The sequence below is a fragment of the Streptomyces sp. NL15-2K genome (assembly GCF_030551255.1).
In the GTDB taxonomy this organism is placed as follows: Bacteria; Actinomycetota; Actinomycetes; order Streptomycetales; family Streptomycetaceae; genus Streptomyces.
The window spans coordinates 5,916,613-5,939,202 of the sequence record NZ_CP130630.1; the positions used below are offsets into that span (position 1 = coordinate 5,916,613).

Annotated in this window: 19 protein-coding genes, 1 pseudogene and 1 riboswitch; of the genes and pseudogenes, 8 read left to right on the top strand and 12 right to left on the bottom strand. The window is 72.2% G+C overall.

Features of this window, described 5'->3' with window-relative positions:
• Positions 1–53: 53 nt before the first annotated feature.
• The 3 genes from Q4V64_RS26590 to Q4V64_RS26600 form a co-directional block, all read right to left on the bottom strand.
• On the bottom strand, positions 54–257 hold the full coding sequence (locus tag Q4V64_RS26590; RefSeq protein WP_124440596.1) for a hypothetical protein: 204 nt from the start codon (positions 255–257) through the stop codon (positions 54–56).
• Between the two features lie 632 nt (positions 258–889).
• Positions 890–2,845 carry an FUSC family protein gene (locus Q4V64_RS26595; protein ID WP_124440595.1) on the bottom strand — a complete coding sequence of 652 codons (1,956 nt, stop codon included), beginning with the start codon at positions 2,843–2,845 and terminating at the stop codon, positions 890–892.
• A 238-nt stretch (positions 2,846–3,083) separates the two neighbouring features.
• On the bottom strand, positions 3,084–3,878 hold the full coding sequence (locus Q4V64_RS26600; RefSeq protein WP_124440594.1) for an alpha/beta hydrolase: 795 nt from the start codon (positions 3,876–3,878) through the stop codon (positions 3,084–3,086).
• A gap of 87 nt (positions 3,879–3,965) precedes the next feature.
• Here Q4V64_RS26600 and Q4V64_RS26605 point away from each other — a divergent pair, with 87 nt between their 5' ends.
• Positions 3,966–5,291 (top strand): PLP-dependent aminotransferase family protein, encoded by a 1,326-nt coding sequence (locus Q4V64_RS26605; RefSeq protein ID WP_124440593.1) that lies wholly within the window; start codon positions 3,966–3,968, stop codon positions 5,289–5,291.
• Here Q4V64_RS26605 and Q4V64_RS26610 read toward each other — a convergent pair.
• Positions 5,206–5,610, bottom strand: a pseudogene (locus Q4V64_RS26610) (hypothetical protein); the annotation flags it as partial. The gene Q4V64_RS26605 and the pseudogene Q4V64_RS26610 sit on opposite strands and share 86 nt — an antisense overlap.
• A gap of 78 nt (positions 5,611–5,688) precedes the next feature.
• Entirely contained in the window at positions 5,689–6,168 is a 480-nt protein-coding gene (locus Q4V64_RS26615; protein WP_253266994.1) for a hypothetical protein, read from the bottom strand.
• Between the two features lie 251 nt (positions 6,169–6,419).
• On the opposite strand from Q4V64_RS26615, the gene Q4V64_RS26620 reads away from it, so the two are divergent.
• Positions 6,420–7,631 (top strand): hypothetical protein, encoded by a 1,212-nt coding sequence (locus Q4V64_RS26620; protein ID WP_124440592.1) that lies wholly within the window; start codon positions 6,420–6,422, stop codon positions 7,629–7,631.
• Here the strand turns inward: Q4V64_RS26620 and Q4V64_RS26625 are convergent.
• The 3 genes from Q4V64_RS26625 to Q4V64_RS26635 form a co-directional block, all read right to left on the bottom strand.
• The gene (locus Q4V64_RS26625) at positions 7,628–8,875 is read right to left on the bottom strand and encodes an amidohydrolase (protein ID WP_124440591.1); all 1,248 of its coding nucleotides are present in this window, start codon (positions 8,873–8,875) and stop codon (positions 7,628–7,630) included. The genes Q4V64_RS26620 and Q4V64_RS26625 overlap by 4 nt on opposite strands.
• A gap of 119 nt (positions 8,876–8,994) precedes the next feature.
• Positions 8,995–9,774, bottom strand: a complete 780-nt coding sequence (locus tag Q4V64_RS26630; RefSeq protein ID WP_124440590.1) for an NPP1 family protein — start codon at positions 9,772–9,774, stop codon at positions 8,995–8,997.
• An 885-nt stretch (positions 9,775–10,659) separates the two neighbouring features.
• A complete protein-coding gene (locus tag Q4V64_RS26635) occupies positions 10,660–10,824 on the bottom strand; it encodes a hypothetical protein (RefSeq protein ID WP_172629228.1) in 165 nt (54 codons plus the stop codon).
• A gap of 98 nt (positions 10,825–10,922) precedes the next feature.
• Between Q4V64_RS26635 and Q4V64_RS26640 the strand changes: the two genes are divergently transcribed.
• Both Q4V64_RS26640 and Q4V64_RS26645 read left to right on the top strand, forming a co-directional pair.
• Positions 10,923–12,266, top strand: a complete 1,344-nt coding sequence (locus Q4V64_RS26640) for a helix-turn-helix transcriptional regulator (protein WP_124440588.1) — start codon at positions 10,923–10,925, stop codon at positions 12,264–12,266.
• 335 nt (positions 12,267–12,601) lie between these two features.
• Complete coding sequence (locus tag Q4V64_RS26645) at positions 12,602–13,300, top strand: GAF and ANTAR domain-containing protein (RefSeq protein WP_253267007.1); 699 nt, start codon at positions 12,602–12,604, stop codon at positions 13,298–13,300.
• Between the two features lie 94 nt (positions 13,301–13,394).
• Here the strand turns inward: Q4V64_RS26645 and Q4V64_RS26650 are convergent, their stop codons facing one another.
• Positions 13,395–14,198, bottom strand: coding sequence for a hypothetical protein (locus Q4V64_RS26650; protein ID WP_124440586.1), 804 nt, complete (start codon positions 14,196–14,198; stop codon positions 13,395–13,397).
• A 407-nt stretch (positions 14,199–14,605) separates the two neighbouring features.
• Here Q4V64_RS26650 and thrS point away from each other — a divergent pair, with 407 nt between their 5' ends.
• A complete protein-coding gene (gene thrS, locus Q4V64_RS26655) occupies positions 14,606–15,883 on the top strand; it encodes a threonine--tRNA ligase (protein ID WP_303715643.1) in 1,278 nt (425 codons plus the stop codon).
• A 64-nt stretch (positions 15,884–15,947) separates the two neighbouring features.
• Positions 15,948–16,910, top strand: a complete 963-nt coding sequence (locus Q4V64_RS26660; RefSeq protein ID WP_124440584.1) for a nucleoside hydrolase — start codon at positions 15,948–15,950, stop codon at positions 16,908–16,910.
• Here the strand turns inward: Q4V64_RS26660 and Q4V64_RS26665 are convergent.
• Complete coding sequence (locus Q4V64_RS26665) at positions 16,907–18,001, bottom strand: HoxN/HupN/NixA family nickel/cobalt transporter (RefSeq protein ID WP_172629227.1); 1,095 nt, start codon at positions 17,999–18,001, stop codon at positions 16,907–16,909. The genes Q4V64_RS26660 and Q4V64_RS26665 overlap by 4 nt on opposite strands.
• A 27-nt stretch (positions 18,002–18,028) precedes the next feature.
• Positions 18,029–18,265, bottom strand: a riboswitch (cobalamin riboswitch).
• Positions 18,266–18,372: 107 nt separating this feature from the next.
• On the opposite strand from Q4V64_RS26665, the gene Q4V64_RS26670 reads away from it, so the two are divergent.
• The gene (locus tag Q4V64_RS26670) at positions 18,373–18,732 is read left to right on the top strand and encodes a metalloregulator ArsR/SmtB family transcription factor (RefSeq protein ID WP_124440582.1); all 360 of its coding nucleotides are present in this window, start codon (positions 18,373–18,375) and stop codon (positions 18,730–18,732) included.
• A 65-nt stretch (positions 18,733–18,797) separates the two neighbouring features.
• Here Q4V64_RS26670 and Q4V64_RS26675 read toward each other — a convergent pair whose 3' ends face one another.
• A complete protein-coding gene (locus Q4V64_RS26675) occupies positions 18,798–19,412 on the bottom strand; it encodes a dihydrofolate reductase family protein (RefSeq protein WP_124440581.1) in 615 nt (204 codons plus the stop codon).
• 175 nt (positions 19,413–19,587) lie between these two features.
• Entirely contained in the window at positions 19,588–21,264 is a 1,677-nt protein-coding gene (locus Q4V64_RS26680) for a glycoside hydrolase family 13 protein (RefSeq protein ID WP_124440580.1), read from the bottom strand.
• 326 nt (positions 21,265–21,590) lie between these two features.
• Here Q4V64_RS26680 and Q4V64_RS26685 point away from each other — a divergent pair, with 326 nt between their 5' ends.
• Positions 21,591–22,535 (top strand): LAETG motif-containing sortase-dependent surface protein, encoded by a 945-nt coding sequence (locus Q4V64_RS26685; RefSeq protein ID WP_124440579.1) that lies wholly within the window; start codon positions 21,591–21,593, stop codon positions 22,533–22,535.
• The last annotated feature ends 55 nt before the right edge of the window (positions 22,536–22,590 follow it).

The window sequence follows — 22,590 nt, forward strand, 5'->3', positions numbered from 1 at the left end:
TGGGCCGTCCTCCCGCTCGGGAGGACGGCCCACGGCCGCTTCGGGGCTTCGGCTCAGGGAGCCGGAGTCAGGCAGGTCGTGAGCGGGACCTCAGGGGGAGCCGTGACGGCGGCGGGGTCGACGAGGCCCGTGACCTGGGAGGGGGCTTCGGTGACACAGGTCAGAACCATGGTCGGGTCCGGCACCGCGGTGGCGGTCGGGGCCAGGGCGCCCGCGAGGGCGAGGGTGCCGAGCAGGACGGTCGCGGTGCGACGCATGAAAAATCCCCTTATCGGTAGGGCGGTTGACCGGATTGATCATTGCCGCTGCCCGCCCCTGAGCGCTCCTCGCGTCACCCGGGCGGGGATGGCGTACCGATTCAGCGCCTGCGCCGAGTTGACCCTGGTCTGCTGATGTCACCGGTGTGAGGTGAGGGCCTGTCCGGCGGATCATGCCGCAGACGCGGGGCTTGGCACGCCCATCTGCGGCGTTGTCGTCGGTTGCCGACTCCCCCACGCTCGAACAACCTCGCGCGGGGGGACCCCCATCGCGTCGACGCCCTCCTCCGCCTTGCAGCTGGACGCTCCCCCACGCTCGAATACGCTCGCGCGGGGGCACCCCCATCGCCCCGCTCACCTGCGCTGATCAGTCGCCGTCGTTTTCCTGCGACCTGATCCGCCGGACAGGCCCTAGTGCCGCGACAGGCAACGTTCGCCCCGTCGCGACGCCCGGCACGCTCCCCCACTGCCCTAAAGGCGTGGGAGGTGCCCCCACTCGCCGCACCGGCCGAAAGCCCAAGTACGTCCGGTCCATCGACGGAGCCTTCCGGCCGGCACTCCCCCAGAGGGGGGACCCCCAGAGCACGCACCGGACGCCGCTCCTTGAAGGGCAAACGTTGCCTGTCGCGGCACTAGTGCGGTGACGCGATCGCCCGCGCCGCCGCGACCTCCTGCCTGAGCGGCTCCAGCACGCTGCCGGACGGCCCGGTGAGGTCCGTGCGCACCGCGTACAGCACCTCCACCTCCCGCAGCCCCTCCGCCAGCTCCCGCAGCTGCAAGGCCACCTGGCCCACCTCGGCCTCCGCCGGCGGCGGCGCCCCGTGCCGTACCCGCACCCGGGCCGCCGTCGTCGCGTCCACTATCCGTTCGACGGCGACGACCAGCGGCCACCAGGCCGCCGCCCGGCGTCCGGTGGGCGGCGGCTCGGTCAGGGCCCGCTGGAACTCCGTACGGATGACGGACAGGTCGCGGTAGAGGCGGCGGCGCATGCGGGCGCGGGCGGGTGGGTCGACGGCCTCGACCCCCGGCGCGCCGAACGCGCCCTCCACATAGCGCGCGGTGTCCGCGACCGCGTCCGCGAGGCGGTCGCCGACGCGGGTGTGCCAGCTCTCCGGCCAGAGGAGATAGCCCGCCACGAGAGCGATCGAGCAGCCGATCAGGGAGTCCACCAGCCGGGGCAGCAGCAAGGCCGTGCCCTGGTGGTTCAGGACGTCCGAGAGGAGGAGGATCACCGGGGTGATCGCCGCGGTCTGGTAGCCGTAGCCGCGCGGGGTCAGCGCCGGGATCAGCGGGGCGAGCAGCAGCATCACCGGTACGTCCCACCAGCCCCGCGGCACCTGCGACAGCACCGCCGCCGCGATCACCAGTCCGGCGACCGTGCCCAGGGCGCGCAGCAGCGCCCGGGAGAAGACCGAACCGAAGTCCGGCTTCAGGACGAAGGTGATGGTCAGGGCCACCCAGTAGGAGCGGGGCACGGAGATGATCGAGACCAGGGCCTGGGCCAGGCCGATGCACAGGGCGAGGCGCAGGCCGTAGCGCCAGGAGGCCGCCGAGAGGGCCACGTCGCGGGCGGCTCGGGCCGCGCGGATGCTCAGGGCGGCGGGCCTGCCCAGGCGGTCGTCGATGCCCCGCGGGTCGACGTCCGGCGAGGTCACGACCTCGGCCGCGTGGCGCAGGGCGTGGTCGACGGCCCGCGTGGTCTCGGTCACCGGCACGGGGAGCTCGAGTCCTATCGGCCCGGTGTAGCCGGTCTCCACGGCCTGGGCGAGGTGCCGTACGGCCTCCGGCGCCTCGGGCGGGAGGGGCCGGCCGGCGAGGTGGGCGGCCGGGGCGGCCTCCAGGATCGGGGTGATGGCGTTCAGCTGGGCCAGCAGGCGGGTCAGCTCGGGGCTGCGGCCGTGGTGGCGGGCGCGGCGAGCGAGGACGAGGTCGTACGCCTGGTTCAGGGACTGGGTGACGGCGTGGCGGGCCTTGTCGTATTCCTCCGTCCGGTCCGTGCCGGAGACGGTGAGCAGGTCGGCCAGCCTGCGGTAGACGCCCGCGACCGCGGCCCGTTCCGGCACGCCCGACCTGAGCGGCCAGGCCAGCAGAGCCAGGGCGAGGACGAGCAGCCCGCCGCCGGACATCAGGACCGGGGCCAGCCACCACTCGCCGGGCATGGCGAGGCCCGCGCCCACCACGGAGTTCAGGAGCAGCAGCAGTCCCGATACGGAGGCCACCGCGCCGATCGTCGAGATCATCCCGGACACGAGCGCGACGCCGGTGACGGCGGCGACGGCGAGCCAGCCGTGGCCGTACACCAGCGAACCGAGCGTGATGCCGACGGCGCCGAAGAGCTGCGGGATCGCGATGTTGAGGATCCGCATGCGGTAGGCGTCGGCGGTGTCGCCGATGACGCCGGAGAGGGCGCCCATGGAGGCGATGGCGCCGTAGGCAGGCTGGTCGGCGGCGATGCCGATCGCCAGGGGGAGGGCCATGGCGACGGCGGCGCGGGCGAGGGCGGGCCAGTTGACCGGGGCGGGCTGCGGTTGGAGGTTCCTCACCAGCCAGTCGGGAGGTGTGAGGCCGATGGGGAACTCTCGGGACATGCGCCCATTATGGGCAGCCCCTTTCACCCTCATCCCCGCTGGTGAAGCGTGATGTCCACGACCAGCGTGCGGTGGTCGGCGTCGGTAGGGCCCTTCTGATGGATCTCCGTGGGAGAAGGAGCGGCGTTCGGTGCGTGCTCTCGGCGTGCCGGTTAGGGCCTGTCCGGCGGATCATGTCGCAGACGCGGGGCTGATCAGTTGCCGTCACTTTCCTGCGACCTGATCCGCCGGACAGGCCCTACGAGCGTCCGTCCACCCGCGCCAGGAATTCCCCGAGCGCCCGGTTGAACTCCTCCGCCCGCTCCAGGTTCGGCATGTGCGCCGCCCCCTCGATCACCCGCAGCGTCGAGTCGGGGAGGGCCGCGTGCATCTCCTCCGCGTCGGCGACCGGCGTGTACGCGTCGTCGGCGCCCACGACGACCAGCGCGGGGACCCTGACGCGGGTGAGCAGGTCGCGGTAGTCGGGGCGGGCGGCGCGGGCGCGCAGGGCCGCGGCGGCGCCCTGCGGGGGCGCGGTCGTCATCATGCGGTGGACGTGCTCCTTGACCCGCGCCTCGGCGTACGGCGCGACCATCTTCTCCAGGACCTCGTCGGCGTACCCCCGCATGCCCTCCCGCAGCAACCGGTCCGCCATGGCGTTGCGGGACTTCACGCCCTCCGGTGTCTCCGCCGCCGGGAAGGTGTCGGCGAGGACCAGCCCCAGAATCCGGTCCGGGAACCGCCGGTAGCAGTCCATCGCGATCTGGCCGCCCATGGACAGACCGGCCAGCACGAACGTCTCCACCTTCATCTCGTCGAGCAGCGCCTCGATGTCCTCGGCGAACTGCGCGAACCCCGTGACGCCGGGTGTCCGCGGGGAGGCGCCGTAGCCGCGCAGGTCGGGGGCGATCACCCGGCGCGTGGCGGAGAAGGCCTCGATCTGCGGGGCCCACATCGTGCGGTCGAAGGGGTGGCCGTGGACGAGGACGAGGGGAACCAAGGAGGTATCAGAGCCTTTGTCATCGTATGCGAGGAACACCGGGAAAGGGGTCATGTGGACGACCCTAGGCCGCCCCAACTCATCGGTGCAATAAGATCTTTGCTCTCGGTGCAATCCGACCCGCCTTCCCCAGGGAGCCTTGTGGACGACTACCGGCGCATCGCCGACCGGCTCGCCGACGACATCGCCGCCGGTCGGCTCAAGCCCGGTGAACGGCTGCCTCCGCAGCGGCTGTTCGCACGGCGGCGCGGGATCGCCGGGTCCACGGCGGGGCGGGTGTACGGCGAACTCGTGCGGCGGGGACTGGTCGTGGGCGAGGTCGGTCGCGGCACCTTCGTACGGGCGACTCCGGCGCAGCCGGCGGCCGGACGGGGACTCACCGAGCCGTCGACCACCGCTCCCGTCAACCTGGAGCTCAACTACCCGTCCGCGCCCGGCCAGTCCGAACTCCTCGCCCCCACCCTCGCGCCCCTCCTGCGCCCCGACGTCCTGACCGAGGCCATGCGCCCCGCACCCGCCGACGGCACTCTGCCGGCCAGGACGGCCGCCGCCTCCCTCCTCGCGACTCGGGGCTGGCAGCCCAGCCCCGACCAGCTCCTCTTCACCGGCAACGCCCGCCAGGCCGTCGCCGCCACCCTCGCCTCCCTCGTGCGCCCAGGTGGCCGCGTCGGCGTCGAGCCGCTGACGTATCCCGTGGTCAAGGAGATCGCCGCACGGCTCGGCAGCACGCTGGTGCCACTGACGGCGGACGAGGAAGGCCCGCGCCCCGAGTCCCTCGCCGCCGCTCACCGCAGCGCGCCCCTGTCCGCCCTGTACGTCCAGCCGACGCTTCACAATCCGACGTCCCTGACCATGAGCGAGGAGCGGCGACGTCACCTCGCGGACGTCGTCACCGACTCGGGCATCCCCGTCGTGGAGGACCGCATCTGGTCCTTCCTGGCCGACGACGAGCCCTTCGCCGTGCACGCGCCCCGCCTCACCCACGTCGTCGACGGCCTGTCGAAACGCGTCGCTCCCGGGCTCACCGTCGGCTTCGCCGTCGTACCGCCGTACCGGGGCGAGGCCGTGGCGGACGCGATCCGGTCCGGCGGGTGGAGTGCGGGGCGGTTCGCGATGGAGGCGGCCGTGCGGTGGATCGAGGACGGGACGGTGGAGCGGCTGGTCGCGGCCAAGCGGGCGGACGCGGCGCACCGGCAGCGGATCCTCCGGGAGGAACTGCACGGCTTCTCCGTACGGTCCGACCCGCGCGCCTACTACGCCTGGTGGGAGCTGCCCGCGCCCTGGCGCGCGGACACCTTCACGGCCGCCGCCGCGGCGCACGGCATCGCCGTCACGCCCGGCCCGGTCTTCGCCGTCGACCCCGGCCGCACCCCGGACGCGGTCAGGCTCGGACTCGCCTCGGCCGCTGTGCCGGATCTGCGGCGGGCCCTTCGGACGCTCGCCGGCGTCGCACGAGAGGTCCGCTGAGCCGGCAGGTCACGGCCACCGTCAGACCGAGGGCGACCAGCAGCCAGGAGACGGTGCGCAGGGTGGCGGTGAGGGCGTCGTAGACCGCGCCGACGGCCGGCTGGTGGGCCGGGTCGGGCAGGTCGGCCACGGTGAGGCGGCGGCCGACGGCGACCGCGACGGCGAGGAAGGCGCCGCCCAGCGCCGTGCCGAGCGCGGTGGCCGTCACCGCGCGGCGGCGGCAGGCCGCGAGCGTGATCCCGGCGACGGCGAGCACGGCGGCCGTGACGGGCAGCCAGACTGCGGCGATGTCGAGCACGTGGAACCCCTTCCGGAGCCGAGGGCACCTTCCAGGCAAGACCCGCGGGGGCGAGTGTGCGAGCGGTGTGACGCCGAACGGGTGTTCCCGGTGGCCGGCTCAGCGGATGCGGTTCCCCTCCGCGTCCTCGCGCGTGTAGTAGCGGTAGAAGAACACCGTGAAGATCGCCGCCGTGACGACCAGTCCCAGGACCACGGACGCCCAGACGCTCGCGCCGCCCTGGCTGTAGAGGAAGCCGATGGCCGCGCCGGCGAAGGCCGACTTCGTCAGCGAGTGCAGTTCGCGCATCAGGCGCGGGGCCAGGACCGCCACGGCGATGCAGAGCACGATGAACGCGAGCGCGGTGACGAAGCCGAACAGCAGGTTCCCGCCGGTGATCGGCCCGCCGTCGCGCTTGTTGGCCGCGGCCCAGTAGCCGTAGAGCAGCCCGAGGACGACGGGTATCGCATACCTCGCCACCCTGTGGAACCGTTCGCTGAAGACGTCGGGCGTGCGGGCGGGCGGCCTGGTCGTACGGCGTGTGGCGGGCGTCCTGCGCATACCGCGCGTTCCGCCGGGCGTGGGTGCCGCATGAGCCATGAGAGCACTCCTCTCTCTCCTCGCCCCCGCCTACCAGAGCACACCTGCGGACAGGCCCTGGCAAGTCGGTGGAAGAAATGATTCCCGGCCTCCGGACCGCGGATGCGGGCCCCGCGGGCTCATGCGCCGGGCCGACGAGTCCGCTCGAAAGGGACGTTTGCAGTCCTGAGGCCCCCCTTTGCAGCCGCAGCGGTTACGGTGCTGACGTACGTGATCGACTGGGATGTCGACGGGGAATTGGGGAGGGACCGATGCCCGGAACCGTGCTGCTGCTCGCCGCCGCGCCAGTGGGCAAGGGCTGTCTGGTGGACGCGGCCTCCGTGCTCCCCGTCCTCGCGGCCGTGTCACCCGCCGTGCTGTCCGGCACCGACACCGCGAACGTCGTCGAACTCGCCGACCCGCTGGAGCCGCAGGCCGTCCTCACGCGTCTGCGTGCCGCCGCGGCGGCTCCCGGGCCGCTCACCGTGTTCGTCACCGGGCAACTCCTTCTCGACCGCCGGCAGCATCTGCCCCATCTGGCGCTGGCCCGCACGACCACGGCCACGGTCCGCTACACCGGCTTCCCCTGGCACTGGATCCGGGAGGAACTGCGGCTGCGCCAGGCCGGGACGACGACCGTCGTGCTGGACCTGCACGCGGACACGGAGACCTGGCAGTGGCTGCGGACGCATCCGCTGGACTGCGGACGCAACATCGAGGTGTACGGCCGTGTGGCGCCGCCGCCTTCCCGGCGGACGGTGGGTGCGCCGACGTACATGAAGGCGGTGGCGACGATTCTGCGGAGCGGACATCGGCCCGCCGTATCCGAGTTGCATCAGCAGGTGTTGGCTCGGCTGGGCGACGAGGTGTACGCGGACGTGGTGTTGGGGGTGCCGGGGGTTGGGGCGGCCCATGTCGGGGCGCCCGGCGTCGCGGTGCCCGTCCCTGGGGGCGCTGCCCCCAGACCCCCGCATCGGCCTGAGCGGCCTCGTGCTCAAGTGCCGGACGGGCTGAATGATGCGGACCGGCCTCGAGAAAGGGAGGCCGTCCGGCCCGCGGACGACGACCCCCACGCCTACATCACCGCCGCCGTCCAGTCAGGCCGGCACAGCGACGCCGACGCCCTCGCCGCCGAGCACGAGCAGGCCGCCGTACGTGCGCACGGCGCCGGCTCCGAGCAGGCCCTCCACTGGGCCGAGGTCCGGGCGGATCTGGCGATGTTCGCCGGGGACCCGGTCCGCAGCTGTCGTACCTGGCTGGCCGTGGCCACCGCCCGGCTCAACGCCGGTCAGACCCCGGACACGCTCACCGTCGAGGCGGCCGTCGACCGCGCCCACCACCAGTGGGGGCAGATCCGCGACGTGGCCCCTGCCCGTGAACTCGGGCTCGCGCTCGCGGAGTTGCGCGGCCGTGTGCCGGGCCGCCGCGAAGGCGCCCTGGAGAACATCAAACAACAACTGAGCCAGTTGCAGACCCAGAGCTAGGGGGAGGACTGGCCCAGCATCGCCAGCGCCCCCGAGACCAGCGTCCGTACCCCCGGCGCCAGCGTCGACAGGTCCGGGGCGAAGTGCGGGCTGTGGTTGTTGGGGACGGTGCCGAGTTTCTGCGGCAGGTCCTCGCCGGGAGCCGCGTCCCACACCTCATGCGGGGTGGCGGTCACGAACCAGTAGGCGTACGGCAGCCCGCCCGCGGCCAGGTGCGGGAAGTCCTCGCTGGCCATCGCGGGGCCGGGGTCGAGGACCGTCGCGGCGCCGAAGACCTCGGCGTGCACGGCGGCCACCCGGCGGTCGGTCTCGGCGTCGTTGACCGTGGGCGGGAAGGACTCGCCGACGGTCACCTCCGGCTCGCGCGGGCAGCCCGCCGCCGCGCACTCGCCGGCCGCGATCCGCCGTATCGCCGCGATCATCCGCTCCCGGACCTGCTCGGACTGCGTGCGGACGTTCAGTGAGATCCGGGCCTCGGCCGGGATGATGTTGGGCCGGGTGCCCGCCTCGACCCGTCCGACGGTCAGCACGGCCGATTCCCCGGCGGCCACCTCGCGCGAGACGACGGTCTGGAGCCGGGTGACGAGGAAGCACGCCGTCACCACGGGGTCCACGGCCGTCTCGGGCCGCGATCCGTGTCCGCCGACCCCGTGCACCACGATGTCGATGTCCGTCGAGGCGGAGAGGATCAGGCCGGGCGTGTGGCCGTACAGACCCGCCGGACCCGGCACCGCGTGCTGGCCCAGCAACACGTCCGGGCGTGGGAACCGCTCGTACAGCCCGTCGGCCACCATGCGGGCGGCGCCCAGCCCCGTCTCCTCGGCGGGCTGCCCGACGAGCAGCAGCGTCCCGGACCAGGTCTCCCGCCCGGCCGACAGCGCCTCGGCCGCCCCCGCCAGCCAGGTCACGTGCAGATCGTGCCCGCAGGCGTGCATCAGCCCGGGCGTCTGCGAGGCGTACGGCAGCCCGGTCTCCTCCTGCACCGGCAGCGCGTCCATGTCGGCGCGCAGGAGTACGACCGGTCCGTCGCCGTTGCGCAGTACTCCCGTGACGCCGGTGCCGCCGACGCCCTCGGTGGTCTCGTACCCGGCCCGCCGGAGGCGCTCGGCGAGCTTGCCGGCCGTGCGGTGCTCCGCCAGGGACAGCTCGGGGTGGCGGTGCAGGTCCCGGTAGAAGTCCTCCAGGGCGGGCACCGGGAGGTCGGCGGTGAGGTCCAGTGCGGTGCGGGCGGCGGGAGAGGTCACGTCGGCAGCGTACCCACGCTCCCGAAGACGCCGGAGCCACCGGTGGGACGAGGGGGGAGTGTGCCCCACCGGTGGCGGCTTGTGCCGGGTCCTGGCTCTGTGTCAGGACCCGGCGTGCGTCAGAACGCGGGGACCGCGGAGGGCCGGGCCTTGTTGATGTTGTTCTGGAGGTTGCCGGTCAGCGGGAAGTTGGCCTTGCCCCACTGCGAGTTCCACAGGGCGTCGCGCGGGGTCTTGGCCATGTTCTCCATGGTGACCAGGGCCGGGCGGTCCCAACCACCGTTCCCCCAGGCCACCGGGGTCTCGCCCGACTTGGCGAAGCGGAAGGCGTGCGTGCGGATGCCGTCCTTGTGGTAGACGATCTTGACGCGGTTGCCGTCCATCGGCACCTCGTTGATCGGGTGGGTGCTGTAGCCGCCGTGCGCGGACGCCGCCAGGTACCGGGGCCGCTCCTCGCCCTGCTTCTGGAAGACCACGACGGACTCCCAGTCGTGGCGGTGCCCGCCGACGCCCGAGCCGGCCACCGCTTGGTCCTTCTCGAAGTAGAGGGCGTAGACGTACGCGCACCAGCCGTTCTTGCACCAGCCCTGCGAGTACGTGTTGGCCTTGCCGAGGTGGTTCGTCCGGCAGCCGCCGGTGATCGACCCGGCGGCGTCGAGGCCGCCGTTGAGCCGTCCGCTCGCGTCGACGGCCGCCGCGGGGAAGCAGCCGTCCCCGTCGTAGTCGAACAGCGGCATGTACTTGCTCTGGAAGGTGGCCGCGTTCGACGGCAGGGGGGTCAGGACGGCGGCGTTGGCGCTGCCGCTCAGCCCGACGGTCATGGCAGTGGCGGTGGCGGCCACGAGTGCGGCCTTGCCGAGGCGGGACTTCGATCTCTTCTTCTTGACAGCCTGGGACATGCGGATGTGCTCCAAAGGCTCGGTCCGTGAGGGGTGGTGCCCTGCCGCAATGCGGCGTGGCGGGACCGAGATTGGCAAGGGGAGAGGTGATCGGCAAGGTCCTTTCATCAGGACAATTCATTCAGCCCGGCTTTCCGGAGAACTGTTCTCGCGGGCGTCACCGGCCGCGCCCCCCGCGTCGATCGCCGTACATCTCAGGTTGGCGAAACGGAGAACCGGCATGCCCGAAACCGCGATTGGCAGATCTGTTCCAGGCCGTCGCGGCAGGACGCGACAAATATGCAGGTCAGCCGGGACACGGCCGGCCCCCGGGTGGAACAGATCTGCCAATTACTGGAACCCCCACCCACCGGCAGCAAGTCGCCAAGCCAGCCCGGCGTGCTTCCACCCGGTCGGCGCGCACCGTCACCCCCCACTCACCGTTCGCCGCTGAACCGACCCGGCGTGCTGGCGAGGCGCGACCGCGCCCCCGAACGCCGGCCCACCCCCCAACCAACCCGAAGGGCCCACCCACCTGGCCCCCCGCTCTCCTCCGGGCCGCTCGCTCGCTTCTCACCCGTGCTGGAGCGAGCCGAGTCAAGGGTCGGCCGCAGGCCGATCGCCGAAGGCGACGCGGAGCGACAGCGGAGCGCCCTTTACTCGGCTCGTGGAAGCACGACACTGGCAAAGAAGCGAGTGGCCCAACGGCAACGCAGCACTACCTAGTGCCCCGACAGGCAACGTTCGCCCCGTCGCGACGCCCGGCACGCACTCTCGCCGCACCGGCCGAAAGCCCAAGTACGTCCAGTACGAGGGCTTTCGGCCGGCACGCCGAGAGCACGCACCGGACGCCGCTCCTTAACGGGCAAACGTTGCCTGCCGGGGCACTAGGGCGAACTCGGACCCCTAGCGGTCCCCCGAATCCGCGAAGTGGGTGGCAGGGCGCGCCTGCTGCGGTTCCGTGGCCTTCGCCGGACCCGCGTTCGCCGCCAGGACCAGGGCGACGACGGCGATCACGGCGGCGGCTATGCCCCTCGTGTAACGCTCGGTGGAGCTGGTGCGTTCGAGCACGGCGACCTCGCAGCAGCGGTAACTTAAGCGTGCTTAATACGCCGTTTAACCTAGGGGCTGGCGGAGCCGAACGGCAAGAGGCACCAGGGGAGTTGGGCATGTCGGAGCGCGACGACCCGGTGACCATCGGGCGCAGGTTGCAGCAGTTGCGGGTCGAACGCGGGCTGACGCAGAAGCAGTTGGCCGAACCGGCGTACACCCCCGCCTACATCTCGACGCTGGAGGCCGGTCGCGTCCGGCCCTCCGACGACGCGCTCAGGCACCTCGCCGAGCGGCTCGGCGTCGGCTTCGAGGAGTTGGCGACCGGGCGGCCCGCCCGCCTCGTCACGGATCTGCGGCTGCGGCTGACCGAGGCCCAGCGCACCCTCGCCACCGGGGAGGCCGAGGCGGCGGCGGAGCAGTACGGCCGGCTGCTCGCCGAGGCGGAGACGCTCGACCTCGACGGGGTGCGGGCCGCGGCGCTGCTCGGGCTCGGCGAATGCGCCCTGGAGACCGGGGAGCTGGCGGCGGGCCGCCTGTACTTCGAGCGGGCCGAGAAGGCGTTCGGGGACGTGCTGCTGCCGGTCCGCGTCCCCGCCCTGCGCGGACGTGCCATCTCTCACTACCTGTCGGGTGAACTCCGCTACTCCGTCTACCTGCTGGAGTCCACCCTCGACGAGCTCAACCGCGGCGGCCTGCACGACCCCGACGCGCTGCTCCTCCTCTACGCGAGCGTCATCGGCCCGTACATGGACATGGGCGCGCACGCCCGCGCCGCACAGGCCGCCGAACTCGCGCTGGCGCTCGCGCCGCAGGCCGGTGACCCGGCCCTGGTCGCCCGGATGCACCGGTCCGTCGCCCGCACGTTGCTCGCCGAGGGCCGCGTCGCCGAGGCCGACGCCTCGCTGGCCAAGGCCGCCGAGCTGTACCGGCAGCTGCAGCTGCGCACCGAGCTCGCCAACTGCCACTGGATGCGCGGGTACATCCACGCCCAGAACGGTGAGCTGGAGTCCGCCGAGGGCGAGTTGCGCCAGGCCCTCACCATGCTCTCCGCCAAGCGGGCCGCCCTCTACTCCAGCCAGGTCGCCGTCGAGCTGGCCGACGTACTGCACCGGCGCGGCAGGTCCGAGGAGGCCGCCGCGCTGCTGCACGAGGTGCTCAACGACCTCAGCTCCGAACGCGGCGCCCTGCACTCCGCCGCCGCGCACCGCCTGCTCGGCATCATCGCCGAGGACGCCCGGGACACCGAGGCCGCCGAGGAGCACTACGTCCGGGCGCTGAGCCTGCTGGAGCGGGCGGGCGCCGCCGGTGACCTGGCCGACCTGTGCCGGCTGCTGGGGGACCTGCTGCGCCGTACCGGCAGGGTGGAGGCGGCGCTGGACGCGTACCGGACGGGACTGGGACACCGTACGGCCCCCGGCACCACCACCCTCGGGCCCGCACCCGCACAGCCTCCTCTGTGAGGAAACCAGGGGTGGCGCACCAGCAGCGCGGTAGGGCCGGTAGGGCCGGTATGGCCGGTATGGCCGGTAGGCCCCGCCCCCTCCGACGGGTTTCGCCCCATGGGCGAGGGGTAGTCGGGCGGCGCCCACGCACGACAGTGGCCGCGCTGTGGTCGAAGGAGGCGGTGTCCGTGCGGCCCAGGGACGATCGACATGGTGGCCCCGGTGACAGCACCGGCGGGCGCGGTGCGGCGGGCGGCGATCCCGGCAGGCCCGGCCGGCGGAGGCGAGGCCCTCGGACGCCGGGCCCCCGGAGGCAGGGGCTCGACGCCGAGCGCGAGGCCGTGCAGGACCGGATGCGGGCCGTCGACGTCATCGCCGAGGAGGTGCGGGACGCCGAGCCCAGGGACATCCCGAAGCGGCTGTGCGGGGTGGTGGTCGAGCTGCTGCCGGTGGTCGGGGCCAGCGTGGCACTGCACAACGACGGCATGCCGGTACGGCTGAGCGCGAGCAGCGAGCATGCCTCGTACCTGGCGGAGATCCAGGCCACGCTGGGTGACGGACCCTGTCTGTACGCCGCGCGGACCGGCACTCCCGTACTCGCCTCCGACCTGACGTCCGGCGAGGACGCGGACCGCTGGCCGTTCTTCGCGCAGCAGGCCACGGCCGCCGGGGTGCGGGCGGTGTACTCGCTGCCGCTGGGCAACGACTCCGTGTGCGTGGGCACGCTCGATCTCTACCGCGACACCCCCGGCGAGCTCACGCCCCGGGAACTGCGCACGGCGCTGTTGGTGGCCGGCGTGATGACGGTGGCCCTGATGGCGCTGCCGCGCGGGGAGGAGAACGGCAGCCGAGGTGCCGAGCCCTGGCTGAGCGGCCTGGCCGCCGAGCACGACGAGGTCTACCAGGCAGTCGGCATGATCATGGCCCAGCTCGGGGTGGGCGCCGAGGAGGCGCTGGCCCGGCTGAGGGCCCACGCCTTCGCCCGGAACCGCATGGCCGTCGATGTGGCGCACGATGTGGTCGCGCACCGGACGAGGTTCGAGCGCGACTGAAGACCGGTCTCGGCGCAGCCGGGGCGGATGCCCCGTGCCTCCTCAGACCTCCACCCGCCCGTGCCTCCTCAGACCTCCACCCGCCCGTGCCTCCTCAGACCTCCACCCGCCCGTGCCTACGGACCTCCTTCAGCCGCCTGGCCCCCAGTTCCACGGCCCCCCGCGTGACGTCGGACGACACCTCACCGAGGCCGCCGTTGGAGACACTGATGGCGTCGTCGCCGACGCGGACGGCGGCGACCTCCAGTCTGAGCAGGGTGGTGTCGCCGTAGTCCGTCTCGCCGCGCAGGGAGACGCGCAGGCCCTGGCGGGCGTCCCCGGCGTCCGGCAGGGGCGCCTCGCTGACCTGGACGCGCTGCACATGGCCGTGGGCGGTCTTCGCCGTGAACCGGTCGCACTTGCGGGGCAGCGTCTTCATCCAGGCCAGGGTCCGGTCCATGTCGGCCGGACGCGGGGCGAAGATCTGGTAGCGCATCTGGGCCTCGTTCCAGGGGTCGTCGAGGCCGATCACCGCCCGGGGCCGGGCGTCCGCGCCGAACAGTTCCTCGGCGTAGAGCGCGTCCAGCAGGCGCTGGCAGTCCGGGGCTTTCGTCGTGGCCTTGAGCAGCCCGTCCCGCCAGGTCGCGGGGCCCTGCGACGACGTCCACGGCTCACCCACGTCGGCCTCCGTGACCAGGGCGGCTTCGGCCTGTGCCCGGGTGAGGGCGCGGTCGGCGGTCGGGGACGGGGGTGTCGTGGACCGGTGGGTGGTGGCCTGGGACGGGGGCGTCGTGGGCGGGACGGCGGGTCTCGGGGCGGTCTGCGGGCGGGGGATGAGCGAGGAACAGGCGGTCGCGGTGAGCAGGACGCCGAGCGAGAGCGCGGAGGAGAGGAGGGCGCGGACCGGCGGTCGGGTCATCGGGGGTGTCTCCTTGGGGCGGCCAAGATCGAGTACGCCCTCTTACGGCACCACCACGCCCGACGGGCCACCAGCGAGCCGGGCCGTCCGGGTGAGGGCTGAGGGCTGAGGGGTGAGGGCTGAGGGCGAGGGGTGAGGGCTGAGGGCGAGGGCTGAGGGTGAGGGTCGAGGTGGAGGAACCGGCAGGAAACCGGCAGGAAACCGGCAGGAAAAAATCCGATCGCCTGCCCCCTCACCCCGCTGCTACCGTCCCCCCATGCAGCGCGACCGTGTCCCCGCACACCCGTCTCTCACGACGACGCCGGAGAGTGTCCCGGCGCGCTGACCAATGGACCGCATGTCCGAAGCCCCGGGGCGAGTGCCCCGGGGCTTCGTCGTTCCCGGGATCCCCTGGATCCCTGGATCCCCTGGCACTTCGCCCCTCCCGAGCGAGGGAGCTCACCATGAACGACCACCGCCGACTCGGTCGCGAACTCGACCTGTTCGACACCGACCCGCTGATGGGCGCGGGCCTGCCGTACTGGCTCCCCGACGGGGCCGTCGTACGGCACACCCTGGAGGAGTACATCCGGGAGGCCGAGCGCGCCGCCGGCTACCGGCACGTGTACTCGCCCGTGCTCGGCAAGCGGGAGCTGTACGAGATGTCCGGCCACTGGTCCCACTACAGCGACGACATGTTCCCGCCGATGCGGCTCGGCGCGGAGGAGGTCGTACTCCGGCCCAGCCTCTGCCCCCACCACGCCCTCATCTACCGCTCCCGTTCCCACAGCTACCGCGAACTGCCCCTGCGCATGGCCGAGTTGGGCGGCATGTACCGCTCCGAGCTGTCCGGCGTCCTCGGCGGCCTGACCCGGGTCCGGTCCATCCAGCTCAACGACGCGCACATCTTCTGCACCCTGGAGCAGGCCGTCGAGGAGGCCCGCGCGGCCCTGGACCTGATCGCTCGCGCCTACGCCGACCTCGGCATCCGAGCCACCCGCCACCGCCTCTCCCTCCCCTCCCCCTCCCTCTCCGGGGAGGACGGCAAGGGCAAGTACGTCGCCGACCCGGACCTGTGGCGCCGGGCCACCGCCCTGCTCAGGGAGGTCCTCGACAGCTCCGGCATCCCCTACGAGGCCGCCGAGGGCGAGGCCGCCTTCTACGGCCCCAAGATCGACGTCCAGATCACCGACCCCGCCGGACGAGAATCCACCCTCTCCACCGTCCAGATCGACTTCCACCAGCCCGAACGCTTCGACTTGCACTACATCGGCGCCGACGGGGCCAAACACCGGCCGGTCATGGTGCACCGCAGCATCATCGGCAGCGTGGAGCGGGCGGTCGCGCACCTCATCGAGGAACACGGCGGCGCCTTCCCGGCGTGGCTCGCGCCCGTGCAACTGGTGGTGCTGCCGGTGGCTCAGGCGCAGGTGGAACAGGGCGCGGAGATCGTACGGCGGGCCCGCGCGCAGGGACTGCGGGCCGAACTCGCCACCCCCGCCGACGGCACCCTCGGCGCCCGCATCCGGGCGGCGCGGCTCGTGCCGTACCAGGCGGTGATCGGGGAGCGGGAGGCCGACGGCGACCTGGCGGCCGTACGGCTGCGGGACGGGCGGCGTCCCGGGGCGGTGCCGGTGGCCGAACTGCTGCGCCGGATCGCAGCCTGCGTGGAGGAGCGCGGCACCGAACTGTGGCGGGCTGCGTAAGGTCACTCTCGTAGCCCGTGGAGAGAGGATCCCAGCCGTGACAGCCGTGACAGCCGTGACCGCCATGACAGATCAGCCCATCCCGGTGATCATCGACTGCGACACGGGTGTCGACGACGCTCTGGCCCTGCTGTTCGCCGTACGGCACCCGGGTCTCGACGTGCGCGCGGTGACCTGCGTGGCGGGGAACACCGACGTGGACGGGGTGGTCCGCAACACCCTGACCGTGCTGGAGCAGGCCGGGGCGTCCGGCATCCCGGTCGCGCGGGGCGCCGAACGCCCGCTGATCGAGCCCGTCCGCACGGCCCGGCACGTGCACGGGCAGGACGGGATGGGCGACCTGGGCCTGCCCGCGCCGACCCGCGTACCGGTGGACGTCGACGCGGTGACGCTGCTGCGGCAGGAGATCCTCGCTTCCCCACGCCCGGTCACCCTCATCCCCACCGCACCGCTGACCAACATCGCGCTGCTCCTGCGTACGCACCCGGAGGTGGTCCGCAACATCGAGCGGATCGTGTTCATGGGCGGCGCGGTGGCGACCGGAAACGCCACCCCGGTCGCGGAGTTCAACGTGTGGCACGACCCCGAGGCCGCCGCGATCCTGCTCACGGCCGGGGTGCCGATCACGATGTACGGCCTGGACGTCTTCAAGCGGGTCCTGGTCCCGGCCGGGGACATCCAGCGCCTGCGCGCGAGCCCGGAACCCCGCCTCCGCATGGCCGGCGACCTCCTCGCCCACCGCGACCCCGCCGCCTCCGGCGACCCGACCCCCATGGGCGGCCTCGGCGACGCGGGCGCGGTCTGCGCGGTCGTGGACCCGGAGGGCATCACGACGGAGAGCCTCCCGGTCGAGGTGAGCCTGTCCCCGGGCCCCACCCGAGGCCAGACGATCGTCGACCGCCGCCCGCTGCCGGGCGAGTCCGAGATTCACGAGGGTGTCCGTGAACAACCGCTGGTGGACGTGGCGTTGGGCGTGGACGTGGAGCGGTACGTGAAGCTGTGGCTGGCGACGGTGGAGGGCGTCTAGCGCGTGTCGGCGGCCGGCCGCACCGCCCACCGCTGCTCCACCCTCGCGAGCCGCCAGTAGGCGATGGCCCCCGCCCACACCACCACGAACAGGCCGACGATGACGTAACCGACGTTGTCGAGGTCGATGCCCGCGATCCAGCCGGTCACGGCATCGTGCAGGTCGAGTTTCTCGTGCAGGACGCCGACGAGTTCGATCGTGCCGATGAAGAAGGCGACGGCGATGGACAGGCCGGTGATCGTGAGGTTGTAGAAGACCTTGCGGACGGGGTTGGAGAACGCCCACTGGTAGGCGAAGTTCATGAACGTGCCGTCGAGGGTGTCGAACAGGCTCATGCCGGCGGCGAAGAGGAGGGGGAGGGAGAGAACCGCGTACCAGGGCAGGCCGGCCGCCGCGCCCGAGCCCGCCATCACCATCAGGGTCACTTCGGTGGCCGTGTCGAAGCCGAGGCCGAAGAGGAAGCCGAGGGGGAACATCTGGCCCGGACGGCTGATGGCCTTGGTGAGGCGGCCGAGGATGCGGTTCATGAACCCCCGCGAATCCAGGTGCTGTTCGAGTTCCTTCTCGTCGTACTCGCCCGCCCGCATCGCCCGGAAGACCTTGAGGATGCCCACCAGGGCGACCAGGTTCAGGGCGGCGATGAGGTAGAGGAACGTGCCGGAGACCGTCGTACCGACGACCCCCAGCGTCTGGTGGGTGCCGGAGTCGTCGTTCATGAGCGTGCCCGCGAGCGCGGCGCCGCCCGCGACGAGTGCGGCCATGACCACCACCACGCTCGAATGCCCGAGCGCGAACCAGAAGCCCACCGAGACCGGCCGCTTGCCGTCGGCCATCAGCTTGCGGGTGGTGTTGTCGATGGCGGCGATGTGGTCGGCGTCGAAGGCGTGCCGCATGCCGAGGGTGTAGGCGGTGATGCCGAGGCCGATACCGAAGGCCTTGTCGCCGACTTCGTAGTGGCCGGGCACGACGAGCAGGAAGAGAACGCCGAAGGCGACTACGTGCAGGGCGGCGATCACGGCCATCAGGCCGGCGGTCTTGAGGGTGTCCTCGCGCCGCCAGCGGAAGGCGGACGTGGGCTCGGGCAGGGTCATACGGTCACGCTCCAGCACCTCGTGGATCAACTCGTGAGATGCCGTGGCCGGTCTCCTGGCTTGGGGGTACCTCCCGCTCGAGCGAAGTCGAGAGTGGGGGAGGGTCGTGCGTCCGCCGTCCCTGCCTTCCCGGTCGTGCGACCAGTGGCCCGGCTTGCGCCGGACGGGACGAGAACTCCCCGATCACAGTGGCGAGGGCCGCTCCGGAATGGCCCCTGAGGGGGCGTCACCGGCTTCCCGAGCACCACGGCCCGCCCACCGTAGGGTGGCAAGCGGTCTCCTGCATAGCTGCGTACTTGCGCAGGTATTGAAGATCACACAGATCGCACAGATCACACAGATCACACGGAGTCGCCTGCGAGGATGGCGGCATGCATCTCGTCCCGGCCGACCGAGCGGACCGCCGCACCATCGACGGGCACCGGGTGTGCGACGCCATCGCCGCGATCGGCGAACCGGGCCACGTCCGCACCTGGGCCGACCGCTTCTCCCTCCTCGCCGACCCCAAGAGGCTCGCGCTGCTCCTCGCGCTGCACCGGACCGGCCCGCTGGCCGTGTCCGACCTGGCGATCGCGACCGGCATGAACGATCCGGCCGTGTCGCAGGCGCTGAGGTTGCTGCGGGCGGCGGGGGTCGTGGAGCGGGAGAAGGAGGGGCGGGTGGTGCGGTACCGGGTCATCGACCGGGACGTACGGGCGCTGCTGGGGCACTGCGTGGCCGACGGGCGTTGACGCGCCCGCCTGCTTCGTGAGCGCCGCGCCCGAGCGGCCTCGGAGCGAGCTCCCTGCGCACCGGGTCACTTCGCGAAGCGGTACTTCAGGTGGGTGGCGAGGGGCGTGTCGACCACCCTGACCGGTTCGAGGTTCCGCCGCCCGGCGCCCAGTCCCTCGAAGAGCCGCAGTCCCTCTCCGAGGAGCGCGGGCACCACGTGCAGCTGCAGCTCGTCGATGAGCCCCTCCTTGAGATACTGCCGCACCGTGCTCGCCCCGCCCGCGATGTCGACGTTCCTGTCCCCGGCGGCGGCCTTCGCCTGGTCGAGGGCGCTGTGGATGCCGTCGGTGACGAAGGTGAAGGTGGTGCCGCCCTCCTTGACCAGGGTCGGCCGGGGGCGGTGGGTGAGCACGAAGACGGGGGTCCGGAAGGGCGGGTTGTCGCCCCAGAACTCCTCGCCCGTGTCGTACATCATCCGGCCCATGACCACGGCTCCGGTGGCATCGAACCACTCACGCATCAGCTCGGAGTCGCGATTCTCCTCCCCACCGGTCATGCCCTGGCGCTCCCGCCAGCTCGCCAGGTTGTGGATCCACTCGAAGAGCGGCTCGGCGCCGTCGCCTCCCGGGTTGTCAAGGGCGACGTCGGTGCCGGCGACGTAGCCGTCGAGGGAGATGGCCATATCCGCGGTCACGATCACGATGGGTACTCCTGAACTCCGGGAAAGTGCTGCCTCCACTCTCACGTCGATCGGAACCCGGCGCATTCGACATGCCGCGGTGATTGGCAGATCTGTTCCACCCCCGTGAGGGGAAAGCCCAGGTCAGGTGGCCGTGTCGGTGGAACAGATCTGCCAATCACCGGCTCCGGTGCGGTCAGGCGATCCAGGCTGTGGTGTCCGGGGGTAGTTGTCCGTCTTCCAGCGGTGCGCTGGTCAGTAGTACCTCGCCCGCCGGTAGGCGTACGGCCGCGTCCGACAGGTTGGTGACGCATCGCCAGCCGTCGTGCCGGGTGAAGTCCAAGACGCCGGGCGGGGTGTCGTCCGCCCAGGCCAGGGACTCGCCCTCCAGCAGCTTGCGGCGCAGCCGCAGGGCCGTGCGGTAGAGCTCCAGGGGCGAGCCCTCGACACCGTCCTGGGCCTCGACGGCGTACGACGCGAAGGACGGCGGCTGCGGCAGCCAGGCGCCGGCCGCCCCGAAGCCGTACGACGGCCCCGTCGTCGTCCACGGCAGCGGCACCCGGCATCCGTCGCGGCCCTTGCGGACGCGGCCGGTCTGTTCCCAGATCGGGTCCTGGAGCACCTCGACGGGCAGGTCGGCGACCTCGGGCAGGCCGAGTTCCTCGCCCTGGTAGACGTACGACGATCCGGGCAGCGCCAGCATCAGGAGCGTGGCCGCCCGGGCGCGTCGTAGGCCGTGGGACTCGTCCACCTCGGGTGCGTGGCCGCCGGAGAGCAGCCAGGCGTTGTCGTCGGTGCCGGGCGGGAGCATCAGCCGGGAGGTGTGCCGTACGACGTCGTGGTTGGACAGCACCCAGGTGGCGGAGGCGCCCGCCTGGTGCGCGCTGTCCAGGGAGTCGGTGATGACCTGGCGCAGTTCGTCCGCGTCCCAACCGGCCTGGAGGTACTCGAAGTTGAAGGCCTGGCCCAGTTCGTCCGGGCGGGCGTACAGCGTGCGTCGGGCGCCCTGGACCCAGGCCTCGGCGACCGCCATGCGGGGCGGGCGGTAGGAGTCGAGGATCTTGCGCCAGTCGCGGTAGATCTCGTGGACCTCGTCGCGGTCGTAGAAGGGGTGGGTGCCGGGCGGGAAGTGGGACAGCGCGTCCTCGCTGCTGAGTTCGGGGGCGCCGAGGTCGCGCAACGGCTCGCTGAGGTCCTTGGCCAGGGCGTGGGCCACGTCGACGCGGAAGCCGTCGACCCCGCGGTCGGACCAGAAGCGCAGGGTGGTGCGGAAGTCGGCGCGGACCTCCTCGTTCGCCCAGTTGAGGTCGGGCTGTTGGGGGGCGAACAGGTGCAGGTACCACTGTCCGTCCGGCACCCGCTGCCAGGCGCTGCCGCCGAAGACGGACTGCCAGTCGGTGGGCGGCAGTTCGCCGTGCGTGCCGCGGCCGTCGCGGAAGACGTAGCGGTCGCGGGCGGGGGAGCCGGGGCCGGAGGCGAGGGCCTCCTGGAACCACACGTGCTGGTGGGAGGTGTGGTTGGGGACCAGGTCGACGATCACTTTCAGGCCGAGCCGGTGGGCCTCGGCGGCGAGCGCGTCGAAGTCGTCGAGGCTGCCCAGGCGGGGGTCGACGTCCCGGTAGTCGGCGACGTCGTAGCCGCCGTCGGCGAGCTCGGACGGGTAGAAGGGGCTGAGCCACAGGGCGTCGACGCCGAGGGCGGCGAGGTGGTTCAGCCGCCGGGTGATGCCCTTGAGGTCCCCGAGTCCGTCGCCGTCGGCGTCGGCGAAGCTGCGGGGATAGACCTGGTAGACGACGGCCTGGCGCCACCAGTTGGGGTCGCGGGAGGAGAGGTCGGGGGTGGTGTCGGTGCGGTCGGTAACGGGGTCGGTCACGCGGTCTCCCTCGTGGCAGTGGTGCGGGGTGCTCAAGTAGGCACTCTGGTACCTGTCCACATTGTCGGGAAAGCGAACTCGAACGCCGTCCGGAGCGATTCATTCCCCGTGTGACGAAATTGTGATGGCTTCCTGAAGTCCCCCTCCATAGCCGCAGGTTGACAGCGTTCTACCAGGAGATCCACGATGTGCGGACACCATGGCGCATGTGACCAATGGGCCAAGTGTTTCTCAGATTCTGAGGTCTCTTGCTCGGATTCTGTGCATTTGTTCAGACCCGGTGTTCCTCGGAACACTCGCCACCCCCCTCACTCGATGGGATCCGCATGTCCATAGCTAGACGTGTCACCGCGCGCCGCCTGCTGGGGACGGGCGCCGCGGCGCTCGTCCTCTGTGCCGCCCCCGCCTCGGCCGCCTGGGCCACCGGGACGCCCGGCGGCGACGGCTGGAAGTCCGGCGGCACCTACAAGCCCGGCACGGGCGCGGGCACGGAGACCGGTACCGACCGCTGCCAGTTCTCGCTGGACGGCACGGGCTTCTTCGACTCGGTCAAGGTCGACGACCAGAACCTCAAGCCCACCGACGACGGCAAGGTCCACATCAAGGTCCGTACCGCCGGTGACGCCACCACCTGCACCGCCTCCCTCGCCTCCTACCTCGCCCACGGCGCGACCTTCGCGACCTCCGGCGAGCAGGTCTTCGTCGACTTCGACACGGTGACCGTCAAGCCGGGGCAGACCGAGTCCCTCGACATCGCGGTGCCGGACGCGGGCTGCTTCGCGCAGATCGACCTCTACCGCGGCGCGGTGAAGTTCGACGGCAAGCTCGACGCCGACGACGGCTTCCAGCACGGCGACCTGCCCGCGGGCCCGGACCGTACGGTCATCAAGGACAAGCTGATCGCGGCCTGGAACGGCGGTACCAAGAACTGCACGACGCCTCCGGCCACGGAGGAGCCGCCGTCCACCCCGACCCCGCCCCCGTCGACCCCTGAGGAGCCCACCGAGCCCTCGACGCCGGTCGAGGAGACGACGACGCCTCCGGCGACCGAGCCCCCGGCCACGGAGACTCCGTCCACCGAGACCCCGACCCCGTCCCCCTCCGAGTCCACCACCGCCCCGGCTCCCCAGCCGAACGGCGGCGGCGACAACCTCGCGGAGACGGGCGGCAGCAGCGCGACCGGCCCGATCGCGATCGGTGCCGCGGTGCTCCTGGCGGGCGGCGCCGGGATCGTCCTGGCGACGCGACGCCGGCGGGCGGCTCGCTCGTAAGCAGCGCCGGCCGAATGCTTGATCGCCGGACGGGCATGTTCAGCCCGTCCGGCGT